Here is a 26,289-nt window from a genome sequence, read left to right as displayed (position 1 = left end):
CACCGCGATCTGGATTGCACAGTTCGTCGGACGCGAGATCAGGGTGCTCGACTATTACGAGGCCGTGCGACAGCCGCTGGGAGCCCATCTCGAATGGCTGCGATCGAAAGACTACGGCAACGCTGAATGCTACCTGCCGCATGATGGATCGCAGGAGGATGCAGTGACGGCAATCCGTTTCGAGGATCACATCCGCTCGGCAGGCTTCTTCGTCACCACCGTGCCCAACCAGGGCAAAGGCGCCGCCATGAAGCGGGTCGAGGCCGGCCGCCGGCTGTTCCCGTCGATCTGGTTCAATGCCGAGCCCTGTTCGCCCGGTCTCGATGCTCTTGGCTGGTATCACGAGAAGCATGATGAGGCCCGCAACATCGGGCTTGGTCCCGACCATGACTGGTCGTCTCACGGCGCCGATGCATTCGGGTTGATGTGCGTCGCCTACGAGGAGCCAAAGAAGCGGCCCATCGTACTTCCAATGCGCGACATGAGCTGGGTCGTCTGAGTGCCGGTGGGAAGCTGACCTACGAACGGAAAAAAGGCCCGCCGGGGTGACAGCGGGCCTGAGTCAATCGAGGCGGTACTCACAACCGGATCCGCGACCCTCAGAGTGAGGCATTATGCTTAACGAGCGTTTAACAGCGTTGGCACCCCCGGCAACGCCAGGACATGTCGACGCCCCGGAGCGAAACGCTCGCGGCATCGGACGCATCGCCCTAAAGAAGATGCTCGTTGAGCATAATCCTCACTCTAGTCCCGCCCGCAGCAGCGGCGTGATGCGGCGAATTGCAACCCGCCGGTTTTCACGCTCGGGTTCCGCGGTCTCCACCTGTTCTGGTCACACCACAGATGAGGCACCTTGACTACCATAGAGCCCGTTAAAGCAAATCTGGCATCGCACTTGTGACGAACAAGACGAAGTAACCAGCGACCGGTGTGGCTATTCGGCCCCGTCGCGCTCCGAGCCGCTTGAATAACACTAGCCTCCACTAAGGTCCCCGGCTTCGCGGCTGCGCGGGGGGGTGCCGGCGATAGAACGAATTCGCGCGCCGATTTTGTCAACGAGGGGTAGGTACACGAGGTCCCCCAGCGAGCTTGTGTCGGGTCGCGTGATATCTGGGAGTGACGGAGCTCGTCGGTCGATGCGGTAGCAAGGATTCGCATCCGGTTCATCATCCAGCCTGCCGTTTCAGCTTCACCGCAAACTGCGGCGGCCAACTGCGTGCCGCACCCATGCCCTTGCCGATCGAGGTTTTGTAACTCAGCGTGTCTTTTTCGCAGACATACTTGTTGTCGCCCTCTGTGCTGCCAAGACCGCCGGGTCCAAGACTCAATGTCGGCATGTAAGGCATTTCGGGGAACTTCGCGCTGAGATGGACCAGAACGCCTGGTCCGCCGATCTCCCCCTGGATTTTGGCGGTTTTCTCCTTTGTCTTTATGGCTGCATACGCCGTTCCCTTGAACCGCCAGGCGTCGTTGCCAATGACGATTGGAGCCATTGTCGAGTAATCGGTGGTCTGAATTCCGTCGGCGGCAAAGGTGACGCGGAACCCAGTGCCACCTGTCCTGAAGTGAAGGCTCTGGTCGAGAAAGGCGACTTCGGTCGCCACCCAGCTGCCGACGAGACACGGGTCGACCTCGTTGATTTCTTCCTGGTCGACGACGTCCCAGACAAAACGCCCGCAGACTGTTTCGGTCGGGGTAACGATTTTAGGATAGACGCGCCATTCGAATTTCTGCCCCCTACCAGCCTTCAGCTGACGTTCGCCCACGAGTTCCGCCTCCAGCGAGAACGTGATCTTCTGGTCGCCGCCGTTGGGAAAGTGCGAGTCCACGCCCTGCTCGAAGTGATAGGGATAAAGGAACAGCAATTCCGATTTATCACCAAAGCTCAAATGGCCTTCCCGCGGCTTCCGCGCCTTCAAATCGAAGTGTGCGCTTGAGTTCTGAGTGATGCGGGTAATGAGGTTCATCTCGGAGGGCGGGCTACCGATGTTGAAGAGAGGAAAGTCCCTTCTCTGTTTCAGGCTGAAATCGATATTCGCGTTGTAACTCGCATTCGAATGATTGACCTTTGTCGGGAACTCCTCGAACCCGATTGACCAGGGGTTGTGAATGACGATGGCCAGCTGGCCCGCCCCAGCAGCATTGCCAGCGGACTTCACTGAACTGCTTTCTGCTACTTCAGTCGTTTCCTGCTTCCACGGGCCATATTTTGTTGTCGGAAAATCAATCTCTTTGGTTTGTGTTCGCGCCTCTTCCTTGATCCAGGACCGGATCGTGACTATTGCGGATCCTTCGCCCTGACAGTCGCTGTTCTCAAGGGAACTGGCCAGCAAGTAGATGGACTTTGTTACTGAGTATTCCTCACCCCACACAAAAATTCCGGTGGCGTCGGATGTAGGCTGTCTCGTGACCAATGTTTGGCTGTAAGCCAGCTTGTCGCCGACAAATACATCGTATCCGTAAGTCCAGTTGACTGGTTTCCATGTCAACGAAACCGTCGACTTAACCGTCAGCCGCGTTTCGCGTTTGAAAAACAGTTTGACGTTGAGCTGATATACGTCGCCTACGCCCACATGAACGTCACTGCCGTCTCCCACAAAAGTGGCGGTAGTGCTGTGGGCGGTTTCAATCGAAATGATTTCTTTCTTTATCGCTTCAATGACCGGCTTGGCTAAATCCTCAACACCGGGGATCGCTCCCAGGACGAGCTTCTCCGCTTGTCCGTAGATCATTTCTGAAGCCGTCTTGGGCTTCTTCTCCTCCTCTGCAGACACGACATTGCACAGGACGATCAAGGCACAGAAAACGGTTGAGAACAGGGACGATATTCGCACCATGAAACCCTCCATAGTGTCGACCGAAACCGAGGTATCCGCTCCTACTCCGCCGGCACGTCAATGGTGATCGAATCGATGAAGAACGTCGATTCACCGCCCTCGCTGGCGCTTTGCGACGTGGTGAGAACAAGCGCCGAGGGCGGCCGCAGAGACGATATGGGCTCCGTCGTCATCCAGACCGGCTCGCCCTTGTCGTCCTTCTGGCCTGCAAAATTAGCCGCCGCTCGGAACTCTCGCCCCTCTTTGACGAGCTTGAGCGTGATCGGCTGTTCGATCGCGTTGACTGCGGCGACGTAGGAGGGAGCATCTGCATAGCCGGTGCCAGATGTCACCATCGACTTGGCCTTGAACCCAGTGGCCTCGCCCTTGGACATTTTGGTCAGATCGGTCTCCAGCCAGTCCTCGCCATATCTCGCGTACCAGGCATTGAGGCTCGCAGCGATGAAATTGTCCTTGTCTTCGAACAGTCCGAGCGTGACTGACTCGGTTCCGGTGGCGAATTCGATCTTGAATTTCGCAGTCACCGTATAGTCCCCTTCGGGAAGCGCCTGCTTCAGCTTGAACACATTCGCCAGTTCCGCATTGGCAAGCCCGCCAGTGGCCGCGCTGATCGTCATCAGGTTGCCCTTCTCGACGATATAGCTGTCGGTATTCTGGTTGACGACCTCCCAGTTCTCCGGGGAAAGGTCAGTCCCTTCGAACTCTTCTGTGAAGATCACCTTGCGGGGTTTGACGGCTGGGAGCGCAGGCTCGGCGGGAGGCGGCTCGGGCTGGGCGACGGCTTCCGTTTCAGTGGCCTGAGCAAGAGATTCAGTGAGCGCGTCCGCGTTGGCCGCATCGTAGTAGGTGCCGCCCGTCGTCGAGGCCAGGCATTCGATTGCCGCCCGCTGCGACGGATCGAGCGTGAAGCCAACGATGTTGACCTTAAGGTCGATGCCCATGCTCTTCACCGCCTCTGCAGCGGCGCACGGATCACCCCCGCATTCCTCGATGCCGTCGGTGAGCAATACGATCGAATTGTTCGCGCCCTGGAATTCCTTGAAGCTTTCCGATCCTTGCCGAATTGCCTCGGCGATTGGCGTCTCACCCTTGGCTTGCAGTCCAGCCATCGGCAGGACCAGCATATTTGTGTCCTGAGCCCCGATCGGGGAAATCATCTCGATGTCGCTGCAGTCCTTTGAGCGCCTTGCGCCAAACATCATCAAGCCGGTCCGGGTGCTTTGAGGCATGGCAAGAACCGTCTTCACAAATGCGCCGATCGCAACGTCGATACGTGGCTTGCCCTCGATTTCCTTCTTCATCGAGCCAGAGGCGTCGAAGATGAAAAGGACGTTTGTATCGGCGGCATGTGCGGTGGGAGCGAGGACGCTGGCGAAAAGCGCCGCAACAGCAACGGTGGCACGCAATGACAGAAGCATGGAAACCCCCCTCATCGACCTTGCAAAGGTAACCTTACACCCCTTCGAAATAACAGCCAAGAGTGACGTTCCAACCTCTATCCACGGGCTTAGTTTCTTCGCTTGGACATTGGCAACGTTGTCACCGCTTGAGGATTCGCGCCGCAAAGCTGCCAGTCAGCTTTTGGCCAATTGCGGCCGGGCCCACTACTCGCAACCGTTTGGTCGCTTCCGGCGCAAAACAGTCGAGTTTCTCAAATGTTTACTTGGCTAGTTCGGGCTTGTGAGCAAACTGCAAACGGTGGTTTGCAGTCTGAACACCAGCGGGATTTCCATGTCGCAGTGCGCAATCGCCTACTATCGCGTGTCTACCCAGAGGCAGGGTCGATCGGGACTTGGCATCGAGGCGCAGCGGGCGCGTGTGGAGCACTTCGCCAACGCCGAAGGCTTTCAGCTGATCGGGGAGTATGTCGAGGTCGAGACAGGCAAGGGCTACGATGCGCTGGACAGGCGCCCTCACCTCGCCCAAGCCCTGGCTGCGGCTCGACAGGCGCGATGTCCGGTAATCGTCGCCAAACTCGATCGCCTGTCGCGCGACGTGGCGTTCATCTCGGGCCTGATGGCCAGCCGCATCCCCTTCATAGTCGCAGAGCTTGGCGCCGATGCGGACCCATTCATGCTCCATCTCTACGCCGCGCTCGCCGAGAAGGAACGCCAGCTTATATCGCAACGGACGAAGGCGGCACTTGCTGCCCGCAAGGCACACGGCGCGCGGCTCGGTAACCGTCGGTCGCCGGCGCTGGCCGCAGCAAAGGGACGCGCGGCAAGTCTGGGACAGGCAGATTGCTTTGCCGGTGAGATTATCCCAATCATCCGCACCATCCAGCGAGCGGGCATTACAAGCCTGCGGGGCATTGCCGCGGCGCTGGAAGCCCGGGGAATCCGGACTGCCCGAGGCGGCCGATGGCAAGTGTCGAATGTCAGAAACGTCCTGGCTCGCCAACACGGCATTTTATAAGCGGGATAAATCGATCTCACGCAGGGGCAGAGAAGTTGCCGTGTTCGCGGCTGAGATGGGCTCGATTGCGGCGATCCGCTAACGGCCCGCGGACTATCTCGCTTCATATCGGCCGTCGGGATTCCGTTTTGGTTCTTTGGGCGATGATTCGCTCAGGCTCCGGGTAGCCCGGTGTTGCGGCGAGCGTCACGGGACGATGCCGCGAACCGCCCAAGCGACATTCGCGAAAGACCTCGGTCCGTCGGGTTGCCCCGCCTCGTAAGCAGCACGAACCGCAGAGTCTGTGCGGGCACGCTCATCAGAGTTGAGCGTCATCACATACTTACCCAGCGGACCCTCGCCTGCAGCGATGGGAGCCCAATAGTCGTCGAAGTTACTATAATCCATGCGGATCATCAGCTCTGCTTCCTCCACCCCCTGAAGCCCCTGCTCGACGAACGTTGTCTTCATTTCTCCCGGCTGCATCATCGGCTGGAAACAATAGCGGCCACGGAGCTGTCGCCCGCCTTCAGTGAGCGCCGCCACTGTGTCCACCATCATCCTCATCCCCGGCATCCCGCCAAGATGATCCCACACGACGGCAGCGACCACTCCCCGCGACCGCACGACACGGCGCATCTCAGCCACTGCCTTTCCTGCTTCTGGCACGAAGTGCAGAACCAGCATTGCCAAGGCCCGGTCAAAAACGCCGTTTTGGTAGGGAAGCTCGCAGGCATCGGCTTGCTGGATACTAATTCTCGGGTCGGTATTGCGGGCCTTCGCTGCCGCGACAAAGACCGGCGAGAAGTCGATTGCTGCGATTTCCTTCAGTCGGCTGTTTCGTGCCAGTTCGAACGTGAGGCTGCCGGTCCCGCAGCCAACATCGAGAACCTTTTCGCCATCGGCAATGCCGGAGAAGCCAATAAACTGTGGTGCAAGTTTCCTGCTCCAGCGACCCATGAGTTGCTCGTAGCCGGCCGCATCTTGGACATTAAAGCTCGATACCATCGAAACCTCCAAAGCTGCGATGATGCTATGACCTTGGTAGGTCCTTGCCAAGGTAGGCGGTCCAACGATAGGCGGGGCCTGTCTAACCACCAGGGGCAGTCCACAACCGTCGGTTCGGCGTCGCCGTAATCGGCTGCATCCTAACATAGACGGTATCCGTTCCAAGGTCTGGGGATGTGCTCACCAATCGAGAGCAGCGAGATGATCCAGCTTGCCGATGGTCGAGTGGAAATGACCCCCTCCACTATCGGTAGTGATACCGGGCCACTGCAAATTGGTTGGACCTGCCCATCGTCCAAGCGTAAGCCATGCGCTGCTCGTGCCTTTTGCACGGGCAGGAGCCGGCCAGCCGGTGAGATCGCGCGAAGCCGCCAAGCCAAGACTTTTCGGACATCCCTGTGGTGTCCTTGGCTAAAGAAAGGATTGCAACATGACCTTGTCCTCGCGCCCCGCGCCGGCTCCGCGCAAGCCAGCCAGCGGCGTCGCCGGTTCCATTCTGGATACGATTGGCAACACGCCAACTGTCCGGATCAACAAGCTGGCGCCAGACGGCATCGCAGCAGACTGGCTGACATCTGCCTGGGGACAGAACGCTGCCATCTACGACACTTCGCCGGCCGCGGCGGTGGCCGAGGAAATCTCTACCAAATGGCTTCTTGATTTGGTGGCGCTACGATTCCCCTCGTTGCCGCCCAGACTGCGGTCGACCGACTCGTCTACGCAGCAGCTATCGTGCCGCGGCCGGGGCAATCAATCTACGAGGCTATAGGTCCCGAAACGCAAGCGGCAATCATGTCGGTCTCCGTGGACAATGGCGACGGGTCGCGATCTTTCGATTTCGACTTGCTCGCCTCACTGGTGCCAGCGGAACAGCGTGATGCTTATCTTGCATTCCTGCGAGCGACCCAGCGAAAGCAAGGCATGCAGGCGATCTACCAACCCTGGCCAGGTACCGGCATACCAGAGGTCCCCCGCTCCTATATCCTTTGCACCGAGGACCAGATCATTCACCTTGAACGGCAGCGCGCTTTCGCCGCTTTGCTAGGCGTCATCCCGATCGAGATTGCCTCGCAACACTCGGTATTCACCATGAAACCGCAGGAACTCGCAAGCATTCTCGAATCCCTCGCTGGCTGACATTTCAGTATCTCAATTTCTCCGACCTGCCCGCCCACGAAGGCGAAGTCCTCAGGAAGAACGCGAAGTGGTCGGCGTCAACCGGGCCAGTGATGGACCGCGACAAATTGACTGACCAACCGTTCCATGAGACCCTGCTAAAGTTCCAAGCGGGATTGGACGATGAAGAATCAAATTCGAAACCGAAGCTTGTCAGGCGAGAGGCGCTACTAGGCAAGATCGCAGCCGGGTTGATGGTCATCTTGTCGTCGAAGACCGATCAAAACTAAGCCAGCCACATGGACAGTGCGCTAGATATCCGCCCGGCCACCAGATCGGACAAGGATCGGTTTGAAGCTGCCATGGCGATGGCGTTTAGCACCGATCCGGTGGCACGTTGGGCCTGGCCTGACCCGCTTCAGTACATAAATACTTTCATGCCACTAGTGACGCTCTTTGGCGGCAAATCCTTTGACCACGGCTCGGCCTATGTGATTGGCGATTTTTCCGGCGTCGCACAGTGGTTGCCGCCGGGGGTTCAACCGGACGATGGTCCGATGGGGGAACTCTTTGAACAAAACATGTCAGAGCCGAAGCTTGGCGGAGTGCTGTCCCTATTCGAGCAGATGGCCGGTTTTCATCCCCATGAACCCCACTGGTACATTCCCTTGATTGGGGTTGATCCTGTGTTCCAGGGGCGGGGATACGGATCGCAATTGATGAGGCATGGGCTGGCTGCCTGTGATCGCGATCAACAACCCGCCTATCTAGAAGCAACCAGCCCCGCCAACCGGCAGCTCTATGAGCGCCATGGCTTTCGGGTTTTGGGAGAGATTCGATCGGGCGATTCGCCACCGATGTTCCCGATGCTGCGCGAACCCCGCTAGCCGACAAGCCATCCTCCAGTTTCCGGGCGTAGTGGACATCACCGCCAAGGAGCAACCGAACGGCTGTCGGGAAGAAGCACTTCGCCTCTCGCTGCCAGCCATTCCTCCATCATGTACCTTGCTGCTATTATGTCGTTCGCCTCAAAGGCGGCGCGATCATCGACCACTTCCTGGCCGCCTGGTGGAGAAAAGTCCCTGCCCTGAAGATCATGGCCGACCTGTGCCTCCTGCCCTGGAGCACAGAGGGTTCGGGAAATAGAGAATTGATCTCGCTCAATCGTGCCTCGTCGCGAAGGGGACAATTTTCCTGTATGCTGAGAGGTGGGCAGTAGGGAGGAGGCCACCATGAGCTGGCGCCAGGACACCATAGTTCACTGCAAGCAAGCCATCGCACAACTCAGGCACGGCATCGAGATGATGCACGCCGGTAAGTTCGAGGTTCGGGAGCTCGACCACGGTAAGTGGGTCATGGTCAATGACGGTCGCATCGAGCAGGATAGGAAGACGATCGCGAACCTTGAGGAGATCATCGCGCGCGCCGAAGAGGCCGAGGTGAACGAGAGCCGACCATAGCTCCGCGCCGAAAGGTCTTCGATGTTGGTAGGGTTATATCGTGATGCAGACGGATGGTGCGCGTTCAAGACGCCACCAGTCTCAACATGATCATTCCGAAAATCTGCCTCTCTCTGTTTGGCCATCAATCCGCGCACTCGCAACCTAGGGCAAGTTTGTTGGGGAGTTAAACACGGCTGCCAGGCAGTTAACAAAGGCAAGACTATCGATCGGTTCGATCCCGCGTGCGCTTGCTAGGAGCAAAGCATGACCAGTTCCCGCATTGCTGAACAGATTGTTCTTGCATCACGTCCGCGGGGCGAGCCACGCCCAGAGAATTTCAAAATGCAGCAGACTCCTTTGCCTACCTTGCAACCTGGCCAAGTGCTGCTGCAGACGCTCTGGCTGTCGCTTGACCCTTACATGCGCGGCCACATGGACGACGGCGGGTCGTACTCGCCCCGCGTTCAGTTGGGAGAGGCGATGAAAGGCGATACGGTCAGTCGGGTAGTCGAATCCCGCCATGCCGACCTGAAGGTCGGGGATATTGTAGATGGCTATAATTTCTGGGAGACATTCACTGTCTCAAACGGCACCGGATTGCGGAAGGTCGACCCTGATGTTGCGCCAATTTCGGCGGCCCTCGGGGTCCTCGGGATGCCAGGCCAGACAGCGTATACCGGACTGCTCAATATCGGCCGGCCGAAAGAGGGCGAAACACTTGTTGTTGCAGCGGCCAGCGGGCCGGTCGGCTCATTGGTCGGCCAGATCGGGAAATTACACGGCTGCAGGGTGGTTGGAGTTGCCGGCGGCGCTGAGAAATGTCGCTATGTCACGGAAGAACTCGGCTTTGACATCGCGCTGGACCATCTTGATACCAGCCTGCCTGAACAGTTGCGCTGCGCCTGCCCGGACGGCATCGATATCTATTTCGAAAACGTCGGCGGGCATGTTTGGAACGCAGTGTTTCCCCTGCTGAATGATTTTGCCCGCATTCCCGTCTGTGGCTTGGTCGCCCACTACAGTGATGTGGGACCTCCGGATGGTCCCGACCGTCTGGTTGCGTTTATGAGAGCGGTGCTGACGAAGCGATGGACGGTTCAAGGATTTATCGTTTCGGATTTCGACCCGCAGATCGAGGACTTCCGCCGGGACGTTTCTGCCTGGCTGCAAGCGGGCAAGATCAAATATCGCGATGATATCGTCGAAGGCCTCGCCAACGCGCCGATGGCCTTCATCGGTCTTCTCAAGGGGCGCAACTTCGGCAAGCTATTGGTGCGAGTTTCTCAGTGAGTCAAACAGCGGTTTCCTAAACCAAGAATCAGCCATATTTGCCTCCTTCCCAGCTGTTGATCATGCCGCGCAGGAAAGCACCGGCGTCTCCGGAACCGAAGTCCCAACTACGCCATCTCAATGACACGCTGTTCTCGACGTTGCCCGAGGCCCGCAGCGCCCGGGGCGATCCAAAGACGGGGAGCAGTTCACAACGTGAACAGGGCTAACTTATAGACGCGGACAACCAGGGGAGCAGGTCACCTGGTCCGATGCGTGGTGACCTTTAAACCGTCCAGACGACGGTGCTTAGCAAAACAGTATGGCTAAGGCTCTTCGTCAGGAACGCTCAAACTAGACGCCCAATTAGGACGAGCGGCTGAGGCCGGCCGGCAGGCGGGGGCGGGCAGCACAAGAGCGTCCCAAAGAGGGAACTGACCCTCGAAACTGGCGACAATCAACGGACCCCATTCCATCAGCGTTGCCGCCAGATTAAGGAGCCTGCCGGGGCTTTTGCGCGCCCTGGCTGGCACCCACTTTGGAACCTAACCTTGACGCGTGCGTTGTGTATCAGTGCCTGGTTGTTAGCAGTTTCCAAGTCTGCACCTATTCCCGAAACTTCAACTATTGACTGTTCCCGGGCCCAATCATGGCCCCGCTAGAAGAACGCTGCGCCAAAACGCGCACTAGGAGACGGTTATGAGATGGGAACCTAACATCGTAGGATATCCGATCAGCGGTTGGCCAACGCGAGTTGTTTGGCCAACGCGAGTTGTAATGCCAACGACCTTCGGCTTACCCGCCAAAGCCGTTGCGGTTCAGCCGAAGATAATGGATCTGAGCGATAACATCATGCTCGCACACTATCAGCGCGACCGGAACTGAATATGGCGGACCATTTGGATCATTGCCGTGGCAGTTGACCAGTAGGTCGAGCCCATGAGGAGACATCGTTGTTCACACTGGTCATCATTGGCTTCGTTACTTGGGAGGGCAACGCCGGTCCTGTTCCGGTCCGCTTTCAGGCTTCCGACCTAACCTCAGCCCAGTGTGAAGAAGGCAGGAAGACAATCCCTAGATCGATCCAGAACACTTGGGGTCGGAAAATCCGCTTCACCTCAATCACCTGTAAGAAGCGCTGAGCCTCGATGGCCCCGCGCTGCCGCCACACAGGACGGTGCTCGGGATAACAACTCGGACGTGGATTGACATGGGCTGGCTCCGCCTGTTGGGCCTCGACGGGTTGGACGGCCTAAATGGCCGTAAGCACCACGACACTGCTACTCGCGTTAACCTGTCCGTTAGCCATCTGCATCGGTGTTCACGATGGGGTCGCCGTCGTCGTCCCATTCCGAGACAAAAACGCCGGCACAGCAATTGCACCATCAGGGATGCCGGCGTTCCCGGTAAGCGTCCGCGTATTTGGGCGTAGCGCACTGGCACGGGGGCTGGGGCATTCGCCGAGCGCTGAATAGGAGCCCGCCGAATTCCAACTCAGCAGCGGCGGGCTCTTCAACAAGGGAGGGACGCGTCTTCCGTCAAAGTGCTGAACCTCGCTGGCCCTACGGCCCACTACTAATTGTTGCCGTCTGCGCAGCCTTTTGGATCGCTATCTGCCTGGCCTATATCAGGGGTAGTGGGTCAGTTTGAAATTTGCCACCGCTGAACAACGACGCTGTCGAAGGTCGCCTCGAATATCGAAGAAGCTAGGACAGCGTTGATATGTAGAAGTTGCGAACCGACGTTGCGGAAGCCGTGTTTGCGATGGGCCGGTACGACGAGTGAAGCCCCCCTCTGTCAGGACAGCATGATCGTCATCGATCCACATTTCGGCTTTGCCGCTTACGACAGTCAGCACTTCTTCGACCGGATGATGGTGTGTAGGCGCACCTGTCTCGGGCGATATCCATTGCTCAAATATGCAAAGCTGAGCCGCACCATTGACGGCGGATACAAGCATGCGTGTTCGTACCCCATCTCGCCAGTCTTCAAACTGCTGCTTTGAATGAGCGATCATTCTCATGTGCTCTATCCCCCTACGCCTAGGCTGCGCTTTTTGTAGGGACCGCGAATAGTGGCCATCTCAGCTTCCTTAGCCTCGATCAGCGCAACGATGTCGCCGATCTCCCAAAGCTTGTCAGTGACGCCGGCAGCCATTGCCGGAGTCATGCGCAGCGAAGCATGAATACGCACAAAATTGTAGTACATGAAGTGCAGCGCTACCGCGTTGGCGTGAGCCTCGACCTTCTTTGAGAAGCCGTTGGTCAGGCGGGTGAAGCGGCGCATGTGCATCCGCATCGTGAGGTTCTGACGTTCGACAAATGACGTGCTGACGTGGCGCTCGTCGGGGTCGCCTTCGACCCGCATCTTCCTTGCGCCAGTGCATTCGGCGGGGCTGTAGCGGCCCTTCGTTATGTTCGGCGATGCGCGAATAGGCTTCGGCGATGCTGTCGCGTGAAATCATGTCGGAAGCTCCCCCGGCCTCAATAGGCGATCCAACTGTAGCGGATGTTGATGGCGCGTACCACGAGCGGCGTAGCCTGCGAGTCGGTCCTGGACGCCCGCTCCCAAGGGATCGTTGAGACTCTCGGGAGTGGAGCGCGGCCCCAACGGCATCCTGATCGAAGACATGGGCTTCATCGACAATCTCATGCTGCATGGCGGCGTGCTCAGCCGCGGCGGTACGCTCGTCGTGGGCGACGTTGCGGAAGAACGGCTCACACCGACATGGCGGCGTTCAGGTCCGTGCTCGAGGCGACGGCCGTGAAGCTCGGGTAGTGCCAACTGGACGCAGCGCGGGACGCCGGCGACAAGGAGCATTCAAGCGGATCGTGATCATCGGTGGGCAGATCCAGTTGATGCCGCACCACACTGCGCGGTGGTCCGAACAGGTTGCCCCCGGTGGCGGCGACCACCTCGCTGCGGAGCGGGCCGGTGACGAATTGAGACCCTCAGGGGCCGCCTGAAGTCCCTGATGCACTGACCGGATACAGCCGCACCGCCAAACCCGGTGCTGTCCAGGATCAGCGCCAATGAGACGAAACTGGGCTGATTGAGATGGGAGGATCTCTGGTTGATCGTAGCCATTCAAAGGATCCTACGGGACCGAAAAGCGCCCTGCAGAAACAGTGATCAAGGATATTCGGCGAGCTACCCGCAAGCAGTATGGCGCCGAAGAGAAGATCCGCATTGTGCTTGATGGCCCGCGCGGCGAGGAGTCGATCGCGGCTCTGTGTCGGCGTGAAGGAATTGCTGAGAGCCTGTATTTTGACGCTCGGCAGGAACCCAAATATTTGCAGCTTTAGCACCTCGACCAGGGTGACTGTCCTGGCCTATGTTCATTTTTTTGGCACCTGGCCGGGCTCGGGTTTACCGTCGCAGTTTCAATGGGGGCGAGAACATGCCGCAAACGCCGCTATCGCAGGTTGTCGCCACGCTTTCCAGTTCGTTCAGCGGAAGCCTCCTGGTTCCCGGCGATCCGGGTTATGACGATGCGCGCAAGTTGCACAACGGGATGATCGACAAGCATCCGGCACTTATCGCGCAATGCCGGAACACCGCCGATGTCGTCGATGCGGTGAAGCTGGCGCTGGCGCAAGGCCTGGAGATCGCCATTCGCGGCGGCGGCCACAATGTGGCCGGGCGGGCAACGGTCGAAGGCGGGTTGATGATCGACCTTTCGCCGATGCGGGGCATTCACGTCGATGCGAAAAAGCGTACCGCTCGGGTGCAGGGCGGCGCCACCTGGGGCGACGTCAACCGCGAGACCCAGCTTCACGGTCTTGCCGTGACCGGCGGCCTCATTTCCACGACCGGTGTTGCGGGACTGACATTGGGCGGCGGAATCGGCTGGCTGATGGGCAAACACGGATTGTCGCTCGACAACCTCATCTCCGTCGAACTGGTCACAGCCGAGGCCAAGGTGCTGACGGCTAGTGCAGCCACCAATGCCGATCTGTTCTGGGGTTTGCGCGGCGGCGGCGGCAACTTTGGCGTGGCTACCTCATTTGAATTCAACCTGCATCCGGTGGGACCGATAGTCACCGGTGGCCTCGTCGCCCATCCCTTCGCCAAAGCGCGTGATGTGCTGCAGTATTTTCGTGGCGTGACCAAGTCGCCGCCCGACGAGTTTGGCGCCTTCAGCGCGCTGGTGAATGCACCCGACGGTTCGGGAGCCAAGATGGTGGTCCTGGTTGCGGCCCATTGCGGCGATCTCGCCGCCGGCGAAGCGACGATGCACCCGCTCAAGGCCTTCGGGCCGCCGGTGATGGATGCGTTAGGTCCCATTCCCTACAGCACGCTCAACACCATCCTCGATGCCGGCAATCCGAAGGGTGCGCTCAATTACTGGAAGTCGAGTTTCCTCAGTGAACTGAGCGATGCGGCGATCGACACGATGATCGACTGCTACGCCAGATGCCCGGCTCCCATGGGAGGTATGCTGGTGGAACATTTCCACGGCGCCGCCTGCCGGGTGGCGCCCGATGCCACGGCCTTCCCGCACCGTGCCGAAGGCTATAATCTTCTGGTGCTGGGGCAGTGGATGGACCCCGCCGCAACACCGGCCTGCACGGCTTGGGTGCGCGAGACCTATGCCGCCATGCAGCCGTTCACCAGTTCGGGGCGCTATTCCAATTATCTTGGCGATGACGAAGCGACCGATACCGCGGCGGCGGCCTACGGCGTGAACTATCCGCGGCTGCAGAAGATCAAGGCCAAGTACGATCCGGGCAATGTCTTTCACCTTAACCAGAACATTAGGCCGATGGCTTGAAACGCCATCGCCTATCGCCTCTCTCCCCGGCGGGGAGAGGAGGCAAGGCGCACAGTGGACACGTTAGCCCTGGCGGACCATCCGAACGAACGGAATTTTCAGCCGGTGAGATGCTAGGAACTCGAGGTCCATGTGCTACGCTTCCACTCATGTGGGCTGGAACGATCTGACATCGTGCCGGTATTGATCAGCGAACCGCCGGCTTGGCCTGTTCTGACGGCTGCCACCGTTCCGCGGCCGTCTGACGACATATAAGTCTCGGAGGCTTACCTAGGAGGAACCAGGTCATGTCAGGCACCTCAACGAAGCTCGATCTCGATCCACCGGGGTCGGGTTTCTGGGACCAGGATCCGGTGCATTTTCCGCGTCCGCTGACCCGTTATTTTCAGGAAACCCATCCGCCAGCTTTCAAGCAGGGCACATCCGAGTTCGCCCGTCTTTACGGCATGCTTATAGACGGCATCCAGATGGGTTATGTCAGAGGCTTCGCCTACAAGCAGGTGGTGCCTGCGCCCGAGTCGGAAGCTCCGGAGCGCTTCAAGCGCGCTCAACAGGTCTTCGGATCGAAACTCTGGCGCCAGCAGCTTCGCGAATGGGATGAGATTTGCAAACCAGCTTCGATTGCGATGCACCGGGAATTGCAGGCGATCGATCCGGACACGCTCGCGGACGCTGACCTCGTGGCGTACCTCAGGCGCTGCCGAGATCATCATGCGGCAATGATCACCCAGCATATGCGCTTTACCGCAGCCGCCATTTTGCCGGTCGGGGACTTCCTTGCCCACGTAGAGGACTGGACTGGGCTGCCGCCCGCCGAGCTTCTGGGTCTGATGCAGGGCGCCTCTACGGTTTCCTCAGGCGGCTCAGAAGAAATGGAGCGCATGAAGGAGGCGTTCGCGAAGGACCCGTCGGCCCGCGCCGCGCTTGAAGCCGACGGCGATCCCGCGCAGATACTCGCCGATCTGCGCTCGCGTGGCGGTGAAACCGGCGCGGCCATCGCCGGCTATCTCGATCTTGTCGGCAACCGGCTTATCGATGGTTTCGACATCGCCGAACCCTCGGCGATCGAACTGCCTGGGGCATTGATCAAAGCCATAAGGGGAGCCATTTCAGGAGAAGGCAGGGCAAATAGGGATATTGATGCGCAAATTGCCCGTGTCCGCGCCCAGGTTCCCGCCGAGCACCAGAAGCAGTTTGATGAACTGCTGAACGAAGCCCGCACCAACTACCGCCTCCGCGACGAACGTGGCGTCTACAGCGACATTTGGGCATCAGGCCTCATGCGCCGCGCCGCCCTCGCTGCCGGCAGACGAGTTGCCGGCCAACTCGCCAATCCGTTTCACATGCTCGACGCCAGCCTCGACGAAATGTGCGCACTTGTTGCCGGTTCCGGTGGTCCGTCGGCGGAGGAGCTTGCCACCCGCGCGGCATACAGAGCGGCGCACACCGCCAAGGACGTCCCGACTTCACTTGGCCCGGTTCCGCCACCCCCGCCCGACCCCTCCGGTCTGCCTCCCGCGGCGGGCCGCCTCATGCGGGCGGTCACTCTTGCGCTCGGCCATCTCTTCGGCAGTTCGACGACCCAGAATGAGGAAAGCGTTCTTTTCGGTCTGGCGGCAAGTCGAGGTGTCTACGAAGGGCCGGCGCGCCGCGTTGCGGGGCCGACCGAGTTCGGCCGGATCGTCAAGGGCGACGTGCTCGTGACGGAGTCGACGACCGAGGCCTTCAACATCCTCCTCCCGCTGCTCGGCGGGATCATCACCGATAATGGCGGGCTCCTATCGCACGCGGCGATCGTGGCGCGCGAATACGGCATTCCTGGTGTAGTCGGCACACGCGAAGCGACAGGTCGCATCACCGACGGCATGCGCGTCCGTGTCGACGGAGATGCGGGCGAAGTCACGGTGCTTGGGTGAAAAAAGCCGTCGAAATTGCAAAGGCCCGCCAGACATCTCTCTATGGATCGAAAGCCGTCGGCCTTGGCGATGCTGCGCGCGCCGGCCTGCCGATCCCGCCCGGCGTCGCTCTTTCGGGCGATCTGGTCGAGATGATCGCGGCCGAAGAACCGAACGCGATCGAGATGCTCAAGAAGGCCGTCTCCGGCTTGTCAGCGCCGTTTGCTGTGCGGTCATCCGCAGTCGACGAAGACAGCGCGGCGGCAAGTTTTGCCGGGCAGCACCTTACAGTCCTCAACGTCCATTCGGCCGCCGACATTCCGGACACCGTCCGCGAGGTGTGGTGGTCCGCGAACTCCGACGCCGCCATTACCTATCGCCAGCGCGTCGGCCTGATGACTAGGCCAAGCGTTGGCGTTGTTGTCCAGACGCTTCTCAACCCTGTGGTCGCCGGGGTCATGTTCACGGAGAATCCCGTCACTGGCGCGGATGAGCGCCTGGTCGAAGCGAGTTGGGGTCTTGGCGAAGCCGTCGTGGCCGGTCTCGTCGTTCCTGATCATTTCCGCCTGGATCGCTCGGGGCGGGTGCTGGAGTGCAAGGCGGGACGTAAGCGCATCGCCGTTCGTTCGCTGCCAAACGGAGGAACCTTCGAGGAGCAGGTGAAACCCGCGCAGACAACCCAGATTTGCCTAGACGACAACCAACTCGCCGCTCTAGGTGAACTGGCACTGCGCTGCGAGAAGATTTACGGCCCGCGCCGCGACATCGAATGGGCCTTCCAGGACGGGACGCTCTATTTGCTGCAGTGCAGAGCGGTCACCACCGAGAAAGCGCGCAGTGCGCCGCCGCTCCCTGGCCGGCGCGATCCTGTCGTCGTGATGCAGCACGTCGACCTTTTTGCCGGCATGGATCGAAGGCAAACCGAGCAGATCCGTCGCTTGCTAAAGGAACGGCATTTCAAAAAAGGCGAAACCATCATCATCGAGGGTTCCGGAGGGGCAGCGTTCTTCGTCATCGACTCCGGAGAGGCCATCGTATCGAACAAAGGCGTCACCGTAGCCACGCTTGGCCCGGGTGACCACTTCGGGGAGGTCGCGCTGATTGACGGCGGGCCGCGCACGGCGACCGTGACCGCCGCGACCGACCTAGTTTGCTACGGCCTGACCTTCTGGGAGTTCCGCCCGCTTGTCGAAAGGAACGGAACCATCGGATGGAAACTGCTGGAGGCACTGGCAAAGCGGCTGCGTTCGGCCTCAAGTGGAGACGAGCGGGCGCCCTGACGGCCACGAGCTCTGTGATGCGAGTCCGAGATAATCTGGTGGTTGAGGGTCGCGACTATTACGATAGCGCCACCATCGCCCGGCAACTAGGGCTAGTCGACTAAGGCCCTCGCCACACGGGTTGCAAAATATTGGCGTTCCGGACGCGACCGTTTCCCGCCGAAATCCTCCTTTCGTTCAGTGATGCGGATCGTCGGCGTCGCGCTCTTCGGGCGTTTCCAGCGACGTAACAATCGCATCGATACAGCCGGCCAGCGCCTCAGTGGGCGACCGCCTTCAGGACGTGCAGTGACACATAAGGCACGTCTCCCACCACCCAGCTGTCGTGGGGCGTTGTCGTAACGTAGAAAACCGTACCTGGCAGTAAGTCGACGAAACGGCCATCCTCATATTGGACGGCCCCATGGCCCGATAGGACGGTTCCCGTGTGCGGCGCATGGCAGAGTTGAGTTCCGGCGGACGGAGCATTGTGAACCGACCATTTCCAACCGGGCTGATAAGTGGCGCGCCCAAGAGTAACACCCGCGATGTGGACGATTTCAAACCGCCCAAAAGGAAATTCTCGGACCTCATCCGGCTGATCGAACGCCTTCAACATTCCTTCCATCACTTGTCTCTCCCCTCACGGCCTTCCTGATATTGTTTCTTCACCTTCATCTCGCTCGGATTTTTCGTAATCGTTGTCGTAGGGCTTTTGCCCTGGGGTCTAGCGCGGACGGCTTACCCTACTGAGTGGCAAACGAACTAAGTCCGAACCAGCTTTCGATGCTGCGTTCAAGCGCCATCGACCCGAGCAGGTCAATTCTGCCGCTCCGCAATTCGTCTGCCAATCGGGACCTTCCGAAAAACACTGATGCCACTGCACGCAAATCGGCAGTCACGAAAAGGTCGACATCATGGCCGGGATCGACAAAACAGACATCGACCGGCTCGCCAGGACGCACGATCAGCCAGAAGTTGCGCGGGTCTCGGTCGTGGGCGGGATAGCTGAACTTCAGCACAACCCGACGCTGCGGGAATGCACCGACTCGTATTTTCCGGCGCATGTTCCACATCAGCAGTTGGGGATCGACATTGCAGAGTTGCTCATCGGCGTCGGTATTACGGTAGGACCATCGCCCTAGCGCTTCCATGATCGGATCTAGCTCACGAGCAGCGTCGGTTCGCACGTAATCAACGGCTGCACTCGCTTCGTCTGCAATACGTTCGACAAGACCATTGGCTTCGAGCTGTTTAAGCCGCTTGCTGAGCAGGCCCGGCGAAATACCTGGCACTCCTCGGCGAATGTCGTTGAAGTGCGTTACGCCTGTCGCCATTTCCGCCAGGATCAACAAAGTCCAGCGGGGCTCAAGCATGTCGCAAGCCCTCACCATTGGACAAAATAGGGCAAACTTGTTGATCGGCATGATGACCTCGTTGAGCGAGGATTACCGTTTGACGTAAGCGTGTCGAGTCCTGAAAGTGTAGCGCCTTGAGAGTGATATTTGACCCATTTTGGGGAAAGCAGACGTATGTCAGGGCTCATGAAGGCATTTGTGTCGGTAACGACGACGCGGCAACCGCTAGGATGTCCCTCAGACTAGTGCTGGGCAAGAGCCGACTGAAAGTCTTTGGTGTTGTTGCGATTGGGATAAGGCTGGTTCGGTACTGGCACGCCAAGATGCAGGCAGAGCGGCTCCCATCCGTCGCCCAGATCGTGGACCAGCAGCCGACCCGGCGGGACCGTCGCAATGACCGCCCTTACATTGGCTTCGTAGACGGCTATGGCATAGGCGCGATCATGCGGCCGGCTGTCGAAGACTTGCTTGGAGATCAAGGCGAGACCCAGCGACTGCTGATCCGTGCTCTGGTTGATGCCTGCCAGGATCGTTTTCTCGAAGCTTTCCCACCAGCTTTCCGGCGACCGGTATGTCAGGATGACCTGGGCGTCCGGATAGTACTCAATCAGGTCACGCCAATAGTGCGCCGAGGGCCAGTCCATGCAGGACGCGTAGCCGGCAAACAGCTGGTTCCAGTCTGGTGCCGCGCCCTTCGCAAGCGCACGCCAAAGCCGCTTCTGCTCTTTATCTGCCATGACTTCGAACATGTGGTGGCAGGGGCCGATGCCAAGGAAGGTCAGCGCCTCGCGCATCGAATCCGTTCCTGTCCGGCCAAAGCCCGTTCCGATTACCCTGATCGCCATCCCCCCTCCCGCTCAGGCCAACAGGCCTTTAGATCAGTTGCCTGCGAGCACCATCCGCAGGCGATTTCCCTCAGGGTCGGAGAGGTCCAGCGCCCCATCCGATTGCTGCGAGGACACGTGCGCATCGCCCAGACGTCGCGCGACGGCCGCGAGGTCTTCCCGGGTGGGAAGCACGACGGTGAAATGCTCCAAACCAGCGGCGCCGAGCGGTGGCTCCTTTAGCTCGTCGCGAGCCCAGATGTTGAAGGCCACCATGTGTGGGCGTTGCTCGGTGCCGCAGTCGAACAGGCCAAACGTTGCTGACTGGATATGTGGCCTGAAGCCAAGCGCGCCGAGGTAGAACGCCATCAGTGTTTCGGGCGACCGCGCGCGCATATGAATGTGACCGATGAAGGTATCCGCCGCCAGCGGAACTTTGGCACGGTCCGCCGGATCGAGCTCATGCAGCAGTCGATCGATATCCAGAGTTTCAAGCCCGGAATGCCTTGTGCCGTCCTTGGCTAAAAGCAAGACACCGCCGCTAGCCGTCTCTCCCCTGGAAGCGAACCGCTCGGGCGTGTCGAAGCAGTTCTCGATTCCGTTGCCGGAAGGATCGGAAACGTAAAGAGATTCCGAGATCAGGTGATCCTGGGCGCTGTGCCTCAAGCCGGAGGCACGCAGCCGGGCGGCTACCCGGGCCAATTCCTTGCGTGTCGTGACATGGATGGCGACATGAAAAAGATCGCGGGACTTCGACGGCAGGACGGTTGTTGCTCCGGCGTGCAGCACAATAAGGGTCTTGCTCTCGACGCCGAGCTCGGCGACCCCGCCGTCCGAAGCCTGGATCGAGAGGCCGACCACGTCGAACCAGACCGGCAAGGCGGCTGGAATGTCGACGACCCGCAGATGAACCGGGCCAAGACGGGTGGCGTTGGCCAGAAATTCTTGACTCATCATCGGCCTTTGTCTCCCTTGCGCCGCTGAAACATTAGCTGCGAAAGATATGCCTGTCTTGCCCATTTCGGGTCGACCGCTCCGGGGGGTATTCGCCGCGGAAGGGCTTTTGTGCGTAGGCTGCCATCGGGAACGAAAGCGACTAACGTTGCCGTGTGGCGGGATCTCGTGGCCGGCCGCCTGGTTTGGTGATATCGATTGAATTTCCGCAAAATCAGCAGATGCTAATGAGTCAGCCGGGTGGACGAGGCATCCGGTTAGACCCGGCTGGAATGCCCACCCGCACCCCATCCAGCCGGGCCGCCTCACACGCACAACCCTGGGAGGCACGCCATGGGGGGAGCGGAGCGTCGAACTCGAAAAAATCGAAATGAACGGCGTCGTGATTTTTACAGTGCGCGTGGTGTTGCCCTCTGCGTCGCCGTCGCCGGTTTGCCAAGAGTCCGGACCCTGACCTTTGAGAATACTACTTCACGTATCAATCCAAGCCGGCGGCGAGGCATAGGCAACTGTGGTGCGGGGAAGTAGTTGCCGACCTCTTCTGACCGCGCTTCGATGCAACCGGCGATACGTTGCGCCGCTTGCCAACCACGAACAATTCTGACAACGCCGTGGGCTTAACAGTTCCGGCCCGGTCCGGCTGTCCGCCACCCGGCGCCTAGTTCGCCCAAGGCGCCCGCTCCCACGGTCAGTCGGACCGGTCAGCGGCGGCCGGGGGCAACTAGCGGTCTGCGCCTGCGGTCACGACGCTCGCCGGTCTGCTGCCCACCGGCATTAAGCAAGACATTGGTATATGATTGACACTCGGCACCTATGCATTAGTGTCTTCTTAACCATTGAAAATTCGCCGTTATACCTGGGTGGGGCGAGACAATGCATGCATGGCTTTGCCGGGTGCTGATTGTCAGCCCACTGGTGCTCGGTATCGGAACACTAGACGCGGCCGGTGAGCAGGTTGGCCAAGCCGCCCTGATCAAGACGTCCGTAACGGGCGATGGCCGCCCGCTTGCCACCAAATCTCCGGTGCATCGCGACGAGCGAATTCGAACATCGAGCACTGGGCTTGGCGAGTTCATTTTTCGTGATGGGACAAAGTTGGCAGTCGGCTGGAACTCTTCGGTTGTAATCGACAGCTTTGTCTTCAACGGCAGCAGGTCCGTGAACGACTTGACCATCAACGCTGCCAAAGGAAGTTTCCGCTGGATCAGCGGCGGTTCAAAGTCATCCGCCTACAAGATAAACACTCCGGCAGGCACGATCGGCATCAGAGGCACCGCCTTCGACGTCTATGTCGGTTCCGGCGGAACGACTGCTGTTGTGCTGCTTACGGGATCGGTTCGCTTCTGTGGCGCGAATGGCTGTCGCGATCTGCGCCGCCGGTGCGATTTTATTGTTGCGACCCCAGGAGGAGGTGTGAGCCAGCCGGCGCGCGTCAGTTCCAATGCGTTGAAGCAGCTCAAAAATGCCCGTGCCTTGCCGTTCATGACAGGCTACCAGAAGCTATCTGGCAGATTTCAGGTCGGCAATGATTGCCTTACAACCGGGTCGCTCGATACCAACAAGGCGAATACGTCGCCGGCGACAAGTGCACCGGCCCCTGATCCGGGTCCTGGCCCCGGTCCTGGTCCCGGTCCTGGCCCGGGTCCGTCGCCCGATCCCGATCCTGACCCTTCGCCCGGCAAGGGTAACAACGGGAAAGGCAATGGCGGTGGTGACGGCTCGCCAAACGGGCGCGGCGATGCGGGCAGATGATCTCGACTCCAGAGTAGTTGTTCAACGACTGGCCGGGTGGTGACTGTCTTTTGGAGATGGCAAACCTGAATTCATGCGCCCGGTGTGCCGGGGGGTTCGAGGCATCCGGCTAAGCCCGGGCCGTAATCCATCGCAAACCTTACGGTCCGGGCCCCACGTTACAGCTTGGCGTAATTGGAGGATGCCTGTGAAAAAGACCTATCAGAAGCCCGTGTTGGTGCGTCGCGGTAAAATGAGCAAGATCACGGCCGATTATGGCGGCGGCTCGCCGATACGAGGTTCCGGTTGAACGATGCCCAGCTAGCTGCCTTCGCGCCTGAACTAGCAGGCGCTCTGTTTTCCGGGCACGCGTGGCCTGCACAAACAACAATCTACAAACGTGCGCTCGAGGATGGGCAAGGTGGGACCCTTTCGCCGCTCGGCGGAGCTCGTGGCATAACAGCGCCCGCTCCAGTATAACGCAACGGTGTATTTAGATCGGCCAGTTGGCGTAGATGACCCCGGCAGATTGTGATTGCAGGAGATCAGCCATGCACCCCCCCGCATTGACCATGAGAGGCATCACAGCGCGCCCAGTCGTGCTGAAGCTGAAAAGGCCAATTGTTGCTCGAATTGCCACGATCACCGAATGGCCGCTCATCCTGATCGATCTCATGACCGAGGAGGGGATCACCGGACGCAGCTATCTGGAACCCTATCTCTTGAAGTCGATGCGCTACCTGGTGCCGGCCATCGACGATCTCGGCACGATGTTGAAGGGTCGGCCCGTTGCGCCCGTCGACCTGTTTGAGGCCGCGCGGAAGTCTCTCCATTTCGTTGGTTACGAGGGATTGGCGATGATCGCCGCATCTGGACTGGACATGGCGGCTTGGGACGCTCTCGCCAAAGCGGCTGGCCAACCGCTCTGCGTGCTGCTTGGCGGCTCGGTGGGTCCGGTGAAATGCTACAACAGCAACGGCCTCTGGCTGAAGGAGCCGAAAGCAGTCGCGGTCGCGAACGAGCGTCCGATGACCTTTCAACCGTCGAGGCGGTGCGCAAGGCCGTTGGCGAAGAGATGCACCTGATGGTCGATTTCAACCAAGGCCTCAATCTGGCAGAGGCGCTCCATCGATGCCACATGATCGACGGGCTTGGGCTTGCTTGGATCGAGGAGCCCATCGTCTATGACAATCTCGATGGGTATGCTCAACTCGCCCATGAATTGAAGACGCCCATTCAGATGGGAGAGAACTTCTATGGACCCAGGGAAATGCACAAGGCACTTCAGAAGAAAGCCTGCGACCTGGTCATGCCCGATTTCATGCGCATCGGCGGCGTCACCGGCTGGATGCGTGCAGCAGCCATAGCCGGCGCCGCTGGCATTCCAATCTCCACTCACCTTTATCCGGAGGTAGCTGCCCATGTCCTGCGGGTCACCGAGACAGCACACTGGCTGGAATGGCAAGACTGGGCTGACCCCCTCCTGCTGACGCCCTACACGCTCAAGGGCGGGCATCTGCATATTCCCAACGTGCCCGGTGTCGGACTCGAATGGAACGAGGACGTGGTGGCAGCTAACCTGGCGTAGGCAGGGAGCCGTTTGTCCGAATGGCAGCGCACCCCTGAGAACTCAAGGCCACGGAAGTCGTTGTCAGCGTCGAGCCTACCGCACGATCGACATGTAGCGGCCGGCGAACATCTCTCGACCACCCAGTTCGGCGGAGCAATCCGATTCCAGGTCGGAGTTACCCGTCATCTCGACGGTATTGCCTACGATCCTCAGGCAGCGGGACTGGGTCGTTGACACGGAATTTCCCGCATAGAAGACGTGAGCACCGGGCGCGTAGATGAAGCCGCTCACATAGGAGTCCGACGTTCCGTTTATCGAGACCGTGTTGGTGTTGCTCTTCTCCTGGTAGATCACGATACCTGCGTAAGGCCCGGAGGTCGGCGGCGTGAGCTGCACCACTTCATTGCCGTTGATGCTGAATTGCGCATCCTCCATCAGGAAGACGGTTACGCCCGCGCCTTTAAGAACGCCGTTTCCGTTCAGATCCACGCTGCCACCACGGAGAATATAGGAACCGGGCTCCAGCGTGATGTCCCCGGAGAGCTTCTGATTGCAATAGGTGCCAGGTGAGAGCGTCTTGGTCTTGCCACCTGTCACATTCTTGCAGCCCGTATAGGTGGGGGGGACAACCCCAGCCAACGGGTCGAATGAGGGATACTGGTTCTCCATCGGAGTGCTGCAGTCGAGGTGAACATTCGAACTGGTCTTGATGCCGCTTGTGCCGCCTACAGAATTCGTGCACGCGGCCGTCAGCAACGCTGAGCCGCCCCGGGAAATCGCACTGTCCGATTTGGAGTTCGAGGCGATGACGCAGCCCTCCAGCGTGATATCCGTCGATCCCTGGAACTTCACGGCCGCGGAAGCGGCTGGGTCGAGGGCCAGGACACAGGCAAGCGGCCCGCGTTTGATTTTCACAACGCTGCGCTTTTTCAACGGCCAGCTGATGCCGCCCACCAAACCAGTATGCCGGAGGGCCGAGCGGGCGATTATGAAGTCCTCATTTCCTTCGGAACTGGCGATGGCGGTGAGGTCGCTGCTCAACTCGTCATCATACTCGAACGGAAATTCCGCACCCTCGTTGAGGATGCCGACCATGTTGCGCTTGTAATAGTCCCGCCCTAGTTCAGTTAATTCTTCATCCGACATTCCGAGGTGATATGCGGTGGCGATCGCCAATGCAGAGGCATCGAGCGAATTCTGAAGCTGGCCGCCTTTGTTGAGAGCATGGGTATAATCCACCGCGGCAGCCACCCCTGCCAAAAGCGGGATGGACGTGATTGCCGTGATGATCGCGAAGTTGCCAGACTCCGAGCGCCAGAAACGCCTGAACATCGCTCATTCCCCAAGCCAAACCAGCGCAGCATGCGGGACGACCATTTCAGAGCAGTATAGGTAAGGGCTAAAATTTTACGCTTCTAGCCGATAGCGTCGCACGACCCCAACCGCACATCGGAGACGAAAAACCGCACAGCGACGCGCTGCGTCAACCGGCACCAAAGGTACGCTATTCAGGCGCAAAAATAGCGCAGTCACATGACAACACGTAAGGGCGCGCGGGAACCTCTTCCGGTCGCCCGCCGTTGCCGGCCCATGTTGGACCCGATCACTACCGCCGTGCTGGTGCTGTTGGCTTGCTCCCCGGATGCGCGTCAATGCCATGAGATGCGGCTCCCCGAAGCCTATGCCACGATTGAAGCCTGTCGTGCGGCCTTGCCGGACACGTTGCGGAGGATGAGCCACGAAGGTCAGCCTGCGATCGGACGTTGCGTTTCGCATGAAGGCGATGCCGGCGTTGACCCGATTGTGACCGGTGCTGTTGAACCGGGCCTCGCCACGGTGCGAGTTACCAGGATCGAAA

25 protein-coding genes and 3 pseudogenes are annotated in these 26,289 nt (G+C 59.5%); 18 read left to right on the top strand and 10 right to left on the bottom strand.

Features of this window, described 5'->3' with window-relative positions; all coding sequences use genetic code 11:
• A pseudogene (locus ABLE71_RS25750) lies at window positions 1-499 on the top strand (PBSX family phage terminase large subunit); the annotation flags it as partial.
• A 667-nt stretch (window positions 500-1,166) separates the two neighbouring features.
• Here ABLE71_RS25750 and ABLE71_RS25745 read toward each other — a convergent pair.
• Together ABLE71_RS25745 and ABLE71_RS25740 are read right to left on the bottom strand one after the other, a co-directional pair.
• Window positions 1,167-2,837 carry a hypothetical protein gene (locus tag ABLE71_RS25745; RefSeq protein WP_348786335.1) on the bottom strand — a complete coding sequence of 557 codons (1,671 nt, stop codon included), beginning with the start codon at window positions 2,835-2,837 and terminating at the stop codon, window positions 1,167-1,169.
• A gap of 41 nt (window positions 2,838-2,878) precedes the next feature.
• A complete protein-coding gene (locus tag ABLE71_RS25740; RefSeq protein WP_348786334.1) occupies window positions 2,879-4,402 on the bottom strand; it encodes a VWA domain-containing protein in 1,524 nt (507 codons plus the stop codon).
• Window positions 4,403-4,568: 166 nt separating this feature from the next.
• On the opposite strand from ABLE71_RS25740, the gene ABLE71_RS25735 reads away from it, so the two are divergent.
• Window positions 4,569-5,252, top strand: a complete 684-nt coding sequence (locus ABLE71_RS25735; protein ID WP_348786333.1) for a recombinase family protein — start codon at window positions 4,569-4,571, stop codon at window positions 5,250-5,252.
• A 186-nt stretch (window positions 5,253-5,438) separates the two neighbouring features.
• Here ABLE71_RS25735 and ABLE71_RS25730 read toward each other — a convergent pair whose 3' ends face one another.
• The gene (locus ABLE71_RS25730) at window positions 5,439-6,239 is read right to left on the bottom strand and encodes a class I SAM-dependent methyltransferase (protein WP_348786332.1); all 801 of its coding nucleotides are present in this window, start codon (window positions 6,237-6,239) and stop codon (window positions 5,439-5,441) included.
• 430 nt (window positions 6,240-6,669) lie between these two features.
• On the opposite strand from ABLE71_RS25730, the gene ABLE71_RS25725 reads away from it, so the two are divergent.
• The 5 genes from ABLE71_RS25725 (at window position 6,670) to ABLE71_RS25705 (ending at window position 10,087) form a co-directional block, all read left to right on the top strand.
• On the top strand, window positions 6,670-7,008 hold the full coding sequence (locus ABLE71_RS25725) for a hypothetical protein (RefSeq protein ID WP_348786339.1): 339 nt from the start codon (window positions 6,670-6,672) through the stop codon (window positions 7,006-7,008).
• Complete coding sequence (locus tag ABLE71_RS25720) at window positions 6,915-7,376, top strand: hypothetical protein (RefSeq protein WP_348786337.1); 462 nt, start codon at window positions 6,915-6,917, stop codon at window positions 7,374-7,376. Before ABLE71_RS25725 ends, ABLE71_RS25720 begins: the two co-directional genes overlap by 94 nt.
• Before the next feature lie 278 nt (window positions 7,377-7,654).
• Entirely contained in the window at window positions 7,655-8,242 is a 588-nt protein-coding gene (locus ABLE71_RS25715) for a GNAT family N-acetyltransferase (protein ID WP_348786331.1), read from the top strand.
• A 345-nt stretch (window positions 8,243-8,587) separates the two neighbouring features.
• Entirely contained in the window at window positions 8,588-8,815 is a 228-nt protein-coding gene (locus ABLE71_RS25710; protein ID WP_348786330.1) for a hypothetical protein, read from the top strand.
• A gap of 246 nt (window positions 8,816-9,061) precedes the next feature.
• Window positions 9,062-10,087: an NADP-dependent oxidoreductase gene (locus tag ABLE71_RS25705; protein ID WP_348786329.1), complete on the top strand. Its 1,026-nt coding sequence runs from the start codon at window positions 9,062-9,064 to the stop codon at window positions 10,085-10,087.
• Window positions 10,088-11,693: 1,606 nt separating this feature from the next.
• Here the strand turns inward: ABLE71_RS25705 and ABLE71_RS25700 are convergent.
• Window positions 11,694-11,924: a hypothetical protein gene (locus tag ABLE71_RS25700; RefSeq protein WP_348786336.1), complete on the bottom strand. Its 231-nt coding sequence runs from the start codon at window positions 11,922-11,924 to the stop codon at window positions 11,694-11,696.
• Here ABLE71_RS25700 and ABLE71_RS25695 point away from each other — a divergent pair.
• Entirely contained in the window at window positions 11,874-12,071 is a 198-nt protein-coding gene (locus ABLE71_RS25695; protein ID WP_348786338.1) for a hypothetical protein, read from the top strand. The genes ABLE71_RS25700 and ABLE71_RS25695 overlap by 51 nt on opposite strands.
• A 23-nt stretch (window positions 12,072-12,094) precedes the next feature.
• On the opposite strand, the pseudogene ABLE71_RS25690 reads toward ABLE71_RS25695, so the two are convergent.
• A pseudogene (locus ABLE71_RS25690) lies at window positions 12,095-12,475 on the bottom strand (IS1 family transposase); the annotation flags it as partial.
• 169 nt (window positions 12,476-12,644) lie between these two features.
• Here ABLE71_RS25690 and ABLE71_RS25685 point away from each other — a divergent pair.
• The 5 genes and pseudogenes from ABLE71_RS25685 to ABLE71_RS25665 all read left to right on the top strand — a co-directional run bounded on the left by ABLE71_RS25685 (window position 12,645) and on the right by ABLE71_RS25665 (window position 18,015).
• The gene (locus tag ABLE71_RS25685) at window positions 12,645-12,833 is read left to right on the top strand and encodes a hypothetical protein (RefSeq protein WP_348786328.1); all 189 of its coding nucleotides are present in this window, start codon (window positions 12,645-12,647) and stop codon (window positions 12,831-12,833) included.
• Window positions 12,834-13,194: 361 nt separating this feature from the next.
• Window positions 13,195-13,335: pseudogene (locus ABLE71_RS25680) on the top strand (IS3 family transposase); the annotation flags it as partial.
• Between the two features lie 131 nt (window positions 13,336-13,466).
• A complete protein-coding gene (locus ABLE71_RS25675; protein WP_348786327.1) occupies window positions 13,467-14,840 on the top strand; it encodes an FAD-binding oxidoreductase in 1,374 nt (457 codons plus the stop codon).
• A gap of 638 nt (window positions 14,841-15,478) precedes the next feature.
• Window positions 15,479-16,756 carry a PEP-utilizing enzyme gene (locus ABLE71_RS25670; RefSeq protein WP_348786326.1) on the top strand — a complete coding sequence of 426 codons (1,278 nt, stop codon included), beginning with the start codon at window positions 15,479-15,481 and terminating at the stop codon, window positions 16,754-16,756.
• A 131-nt stretch (window positions 16,757-16,887) separates the two neighbouring features.
• Complete coding sequence (locus ABLE71_RS25665) at window positions 16,888-18,015, top strand: PEP/pyruvate-binding domain-containing protein (RefSeq protein WP_348786325.1); 1,128 nt, start codon at window positions 16,888-16,890, stop codon at window positions 18,013-18,015.
• Between the two features lie 259 nt (window positions 18,016-18,274).
• Here the strand turns inward: ABLE71_RS25665 and ABLE71_RS25660 are convergent, their stop codons facing one another.
• From ABLE71_RS25660 to ABLE71_RS25645, 4 genes are all read right to left on the bottom strand, one after another.
• A complete protein-coding gene (locus tag ABLE71_RS25660) occupies window positions 18,275-18,622 on the bottom strand; it encodes a cupin (protein WP_348786324.1) in 348 nt (115 codons plus the stop codon).
• A gap of 118 nt (window positions 18,623-18,740) precedes the next feature.
• The gene (locus ABLE71_RS25655) at window positions 18,741-19,421 is read right to left on the bottom strand and encodes a helix-turn-helix domain-containing protein (RefSeq protein ID WP_348786323.1); all 681 of its coding nucleotides are present in this window, start codon (window positions 19,419-19,421) and stop codon (window positions 18,741-18,743) included.
• A 173-nt stretch (window positions 19,422-19,594) separates the two neighbouring features.
• Entirely contained in the window at window positions 19,595-20,197 is a 603-nt protein-coding gene (locus ABLE71_RS25650; RefSeq protein WP_348786322.1) for a sulfotransferase family protein, read from the bottom strand.
• A gap of 33 nt (window positions 20,198-20,230) precedes the next feature.
• Window positions 20,231-21,133 (bottom strand): VOC family protein, encoded by a 903-nt coding sequence (locus ABLE71_RS25645; protein WP_348786321.1) that lies wholly within the window; start codon window positions 21,131-21,133, stop codon window positions 20,231-20,233.
• A gap of 870 nt (window positions 21,134-22,003) precedes the next feature.
• Between ABLE71_RS25645 and ABLE71_RS25640 the strand changes: the two genes are divergently transcribed.
• The 4 genes from ABLE71_RS25640 to ABLE71_RS25625 all read left to right on the top strand — a co-directional run bounded on the left by ABLE71_RS25640 (window position 22,004) and on the right by ABLE71_RS25625 (window position 24,449).
• Window positions 22,004-22,882 carry a FecR domain-containing protein gene (locus ABLE71_RS25640; RefSeq protein WP_348786320.1) on the top strand — a complete coding sequence of 293 codons (879 nt, stop codon included), beginning with the start codon at window positions 22,004-22,006 and terminating at the stop codon, window positions 22,880-22,882.
• A 181-nt stretch (window positions 22,883-23,063) separates the two neighbouring features.
• Window positions 23,064-23,171 (top strand): putative RiPP precursor, encoded by a 108-nt coding sequence (locus ABLE71_RS25635; protein WP_348786319.1) that lies wholly within the window; start codon window positions 23,064-23,066, stop codon window positions 23,169-23,171.
• 241 nt (window positions 23,172-23,412) lie between these two features.
• On the top strand, window positions 23,413-23,946 hold the full coding sequence (locus ABLE71_RS25630; protein WP_348786318.1) for a hypothetical protein: 534 nt from the start codon (window positions 23,413-23,415) through the stop codon (window positions 23,944-23,946).
• Window positions 23,913-24,449 (top strand): enolase C-terminal domain-like protein, encoded by a 537-nt coding sequence (locus tag ABLE71_RS25625; RefSeq protein ID WP_348786317.1) that lies wholly within the window; start codon window positions 23,913-23,915, stop codon window positions 24,447-24,449. Before ABLE71_RS25630 ends, ABLE71_RS25625 begins: the two co-directional genes overlap by 34 nt.
• Before the next feature lie 75 nt (window positions 24,450-24,524).
• Here the strand turns inward: ABLE71_RS25625 and ABLE71_RS25620 are convergent, their stop codons facing one another.
• Window positions 24,525-25,763, bottom strand: coding sequence for a TadE/TadG family type IV pilus assembly protein (locus ABLE71_RS25620; RefSeq protein WP_348786316.1), 1,239 nt, complete (start codon window positions 25,761-25,763; stop codon window positions 24,525-24,527).
• Between the two features lie 258 nt (window positions 25,764-26,021).
• On the opposite strand from ABLE71_RS25620, the gene ABLE71_RS25615 reads away from it, so the two are divergent.
• Window positions 26,022-26,289 (top strand): hypothetical protein (locus ABLE71_RS25615; RefSeq protein ID WP_348786315.1); only part of this gene is annotated, 268 nt, incomplete at its 3' end.

Origin of the sequence: Mesorhizobium sp. KR9-304 (genome assembly GCF_040049215.1) — a bacterium.
In the GTDB taxonomy this organism is placed as follows: domain Bacteria; phylum Pseudomonadota; class Alphaproteobacteria; order Rhizobiales; family Rhizobiaceae; genus Mesorhizobium_K.
The sequence above is the reverse complement of the archived record's forward strand: the minus strand, read 5'-3'. Positions and strand labels throughout refer to the sequence as shown.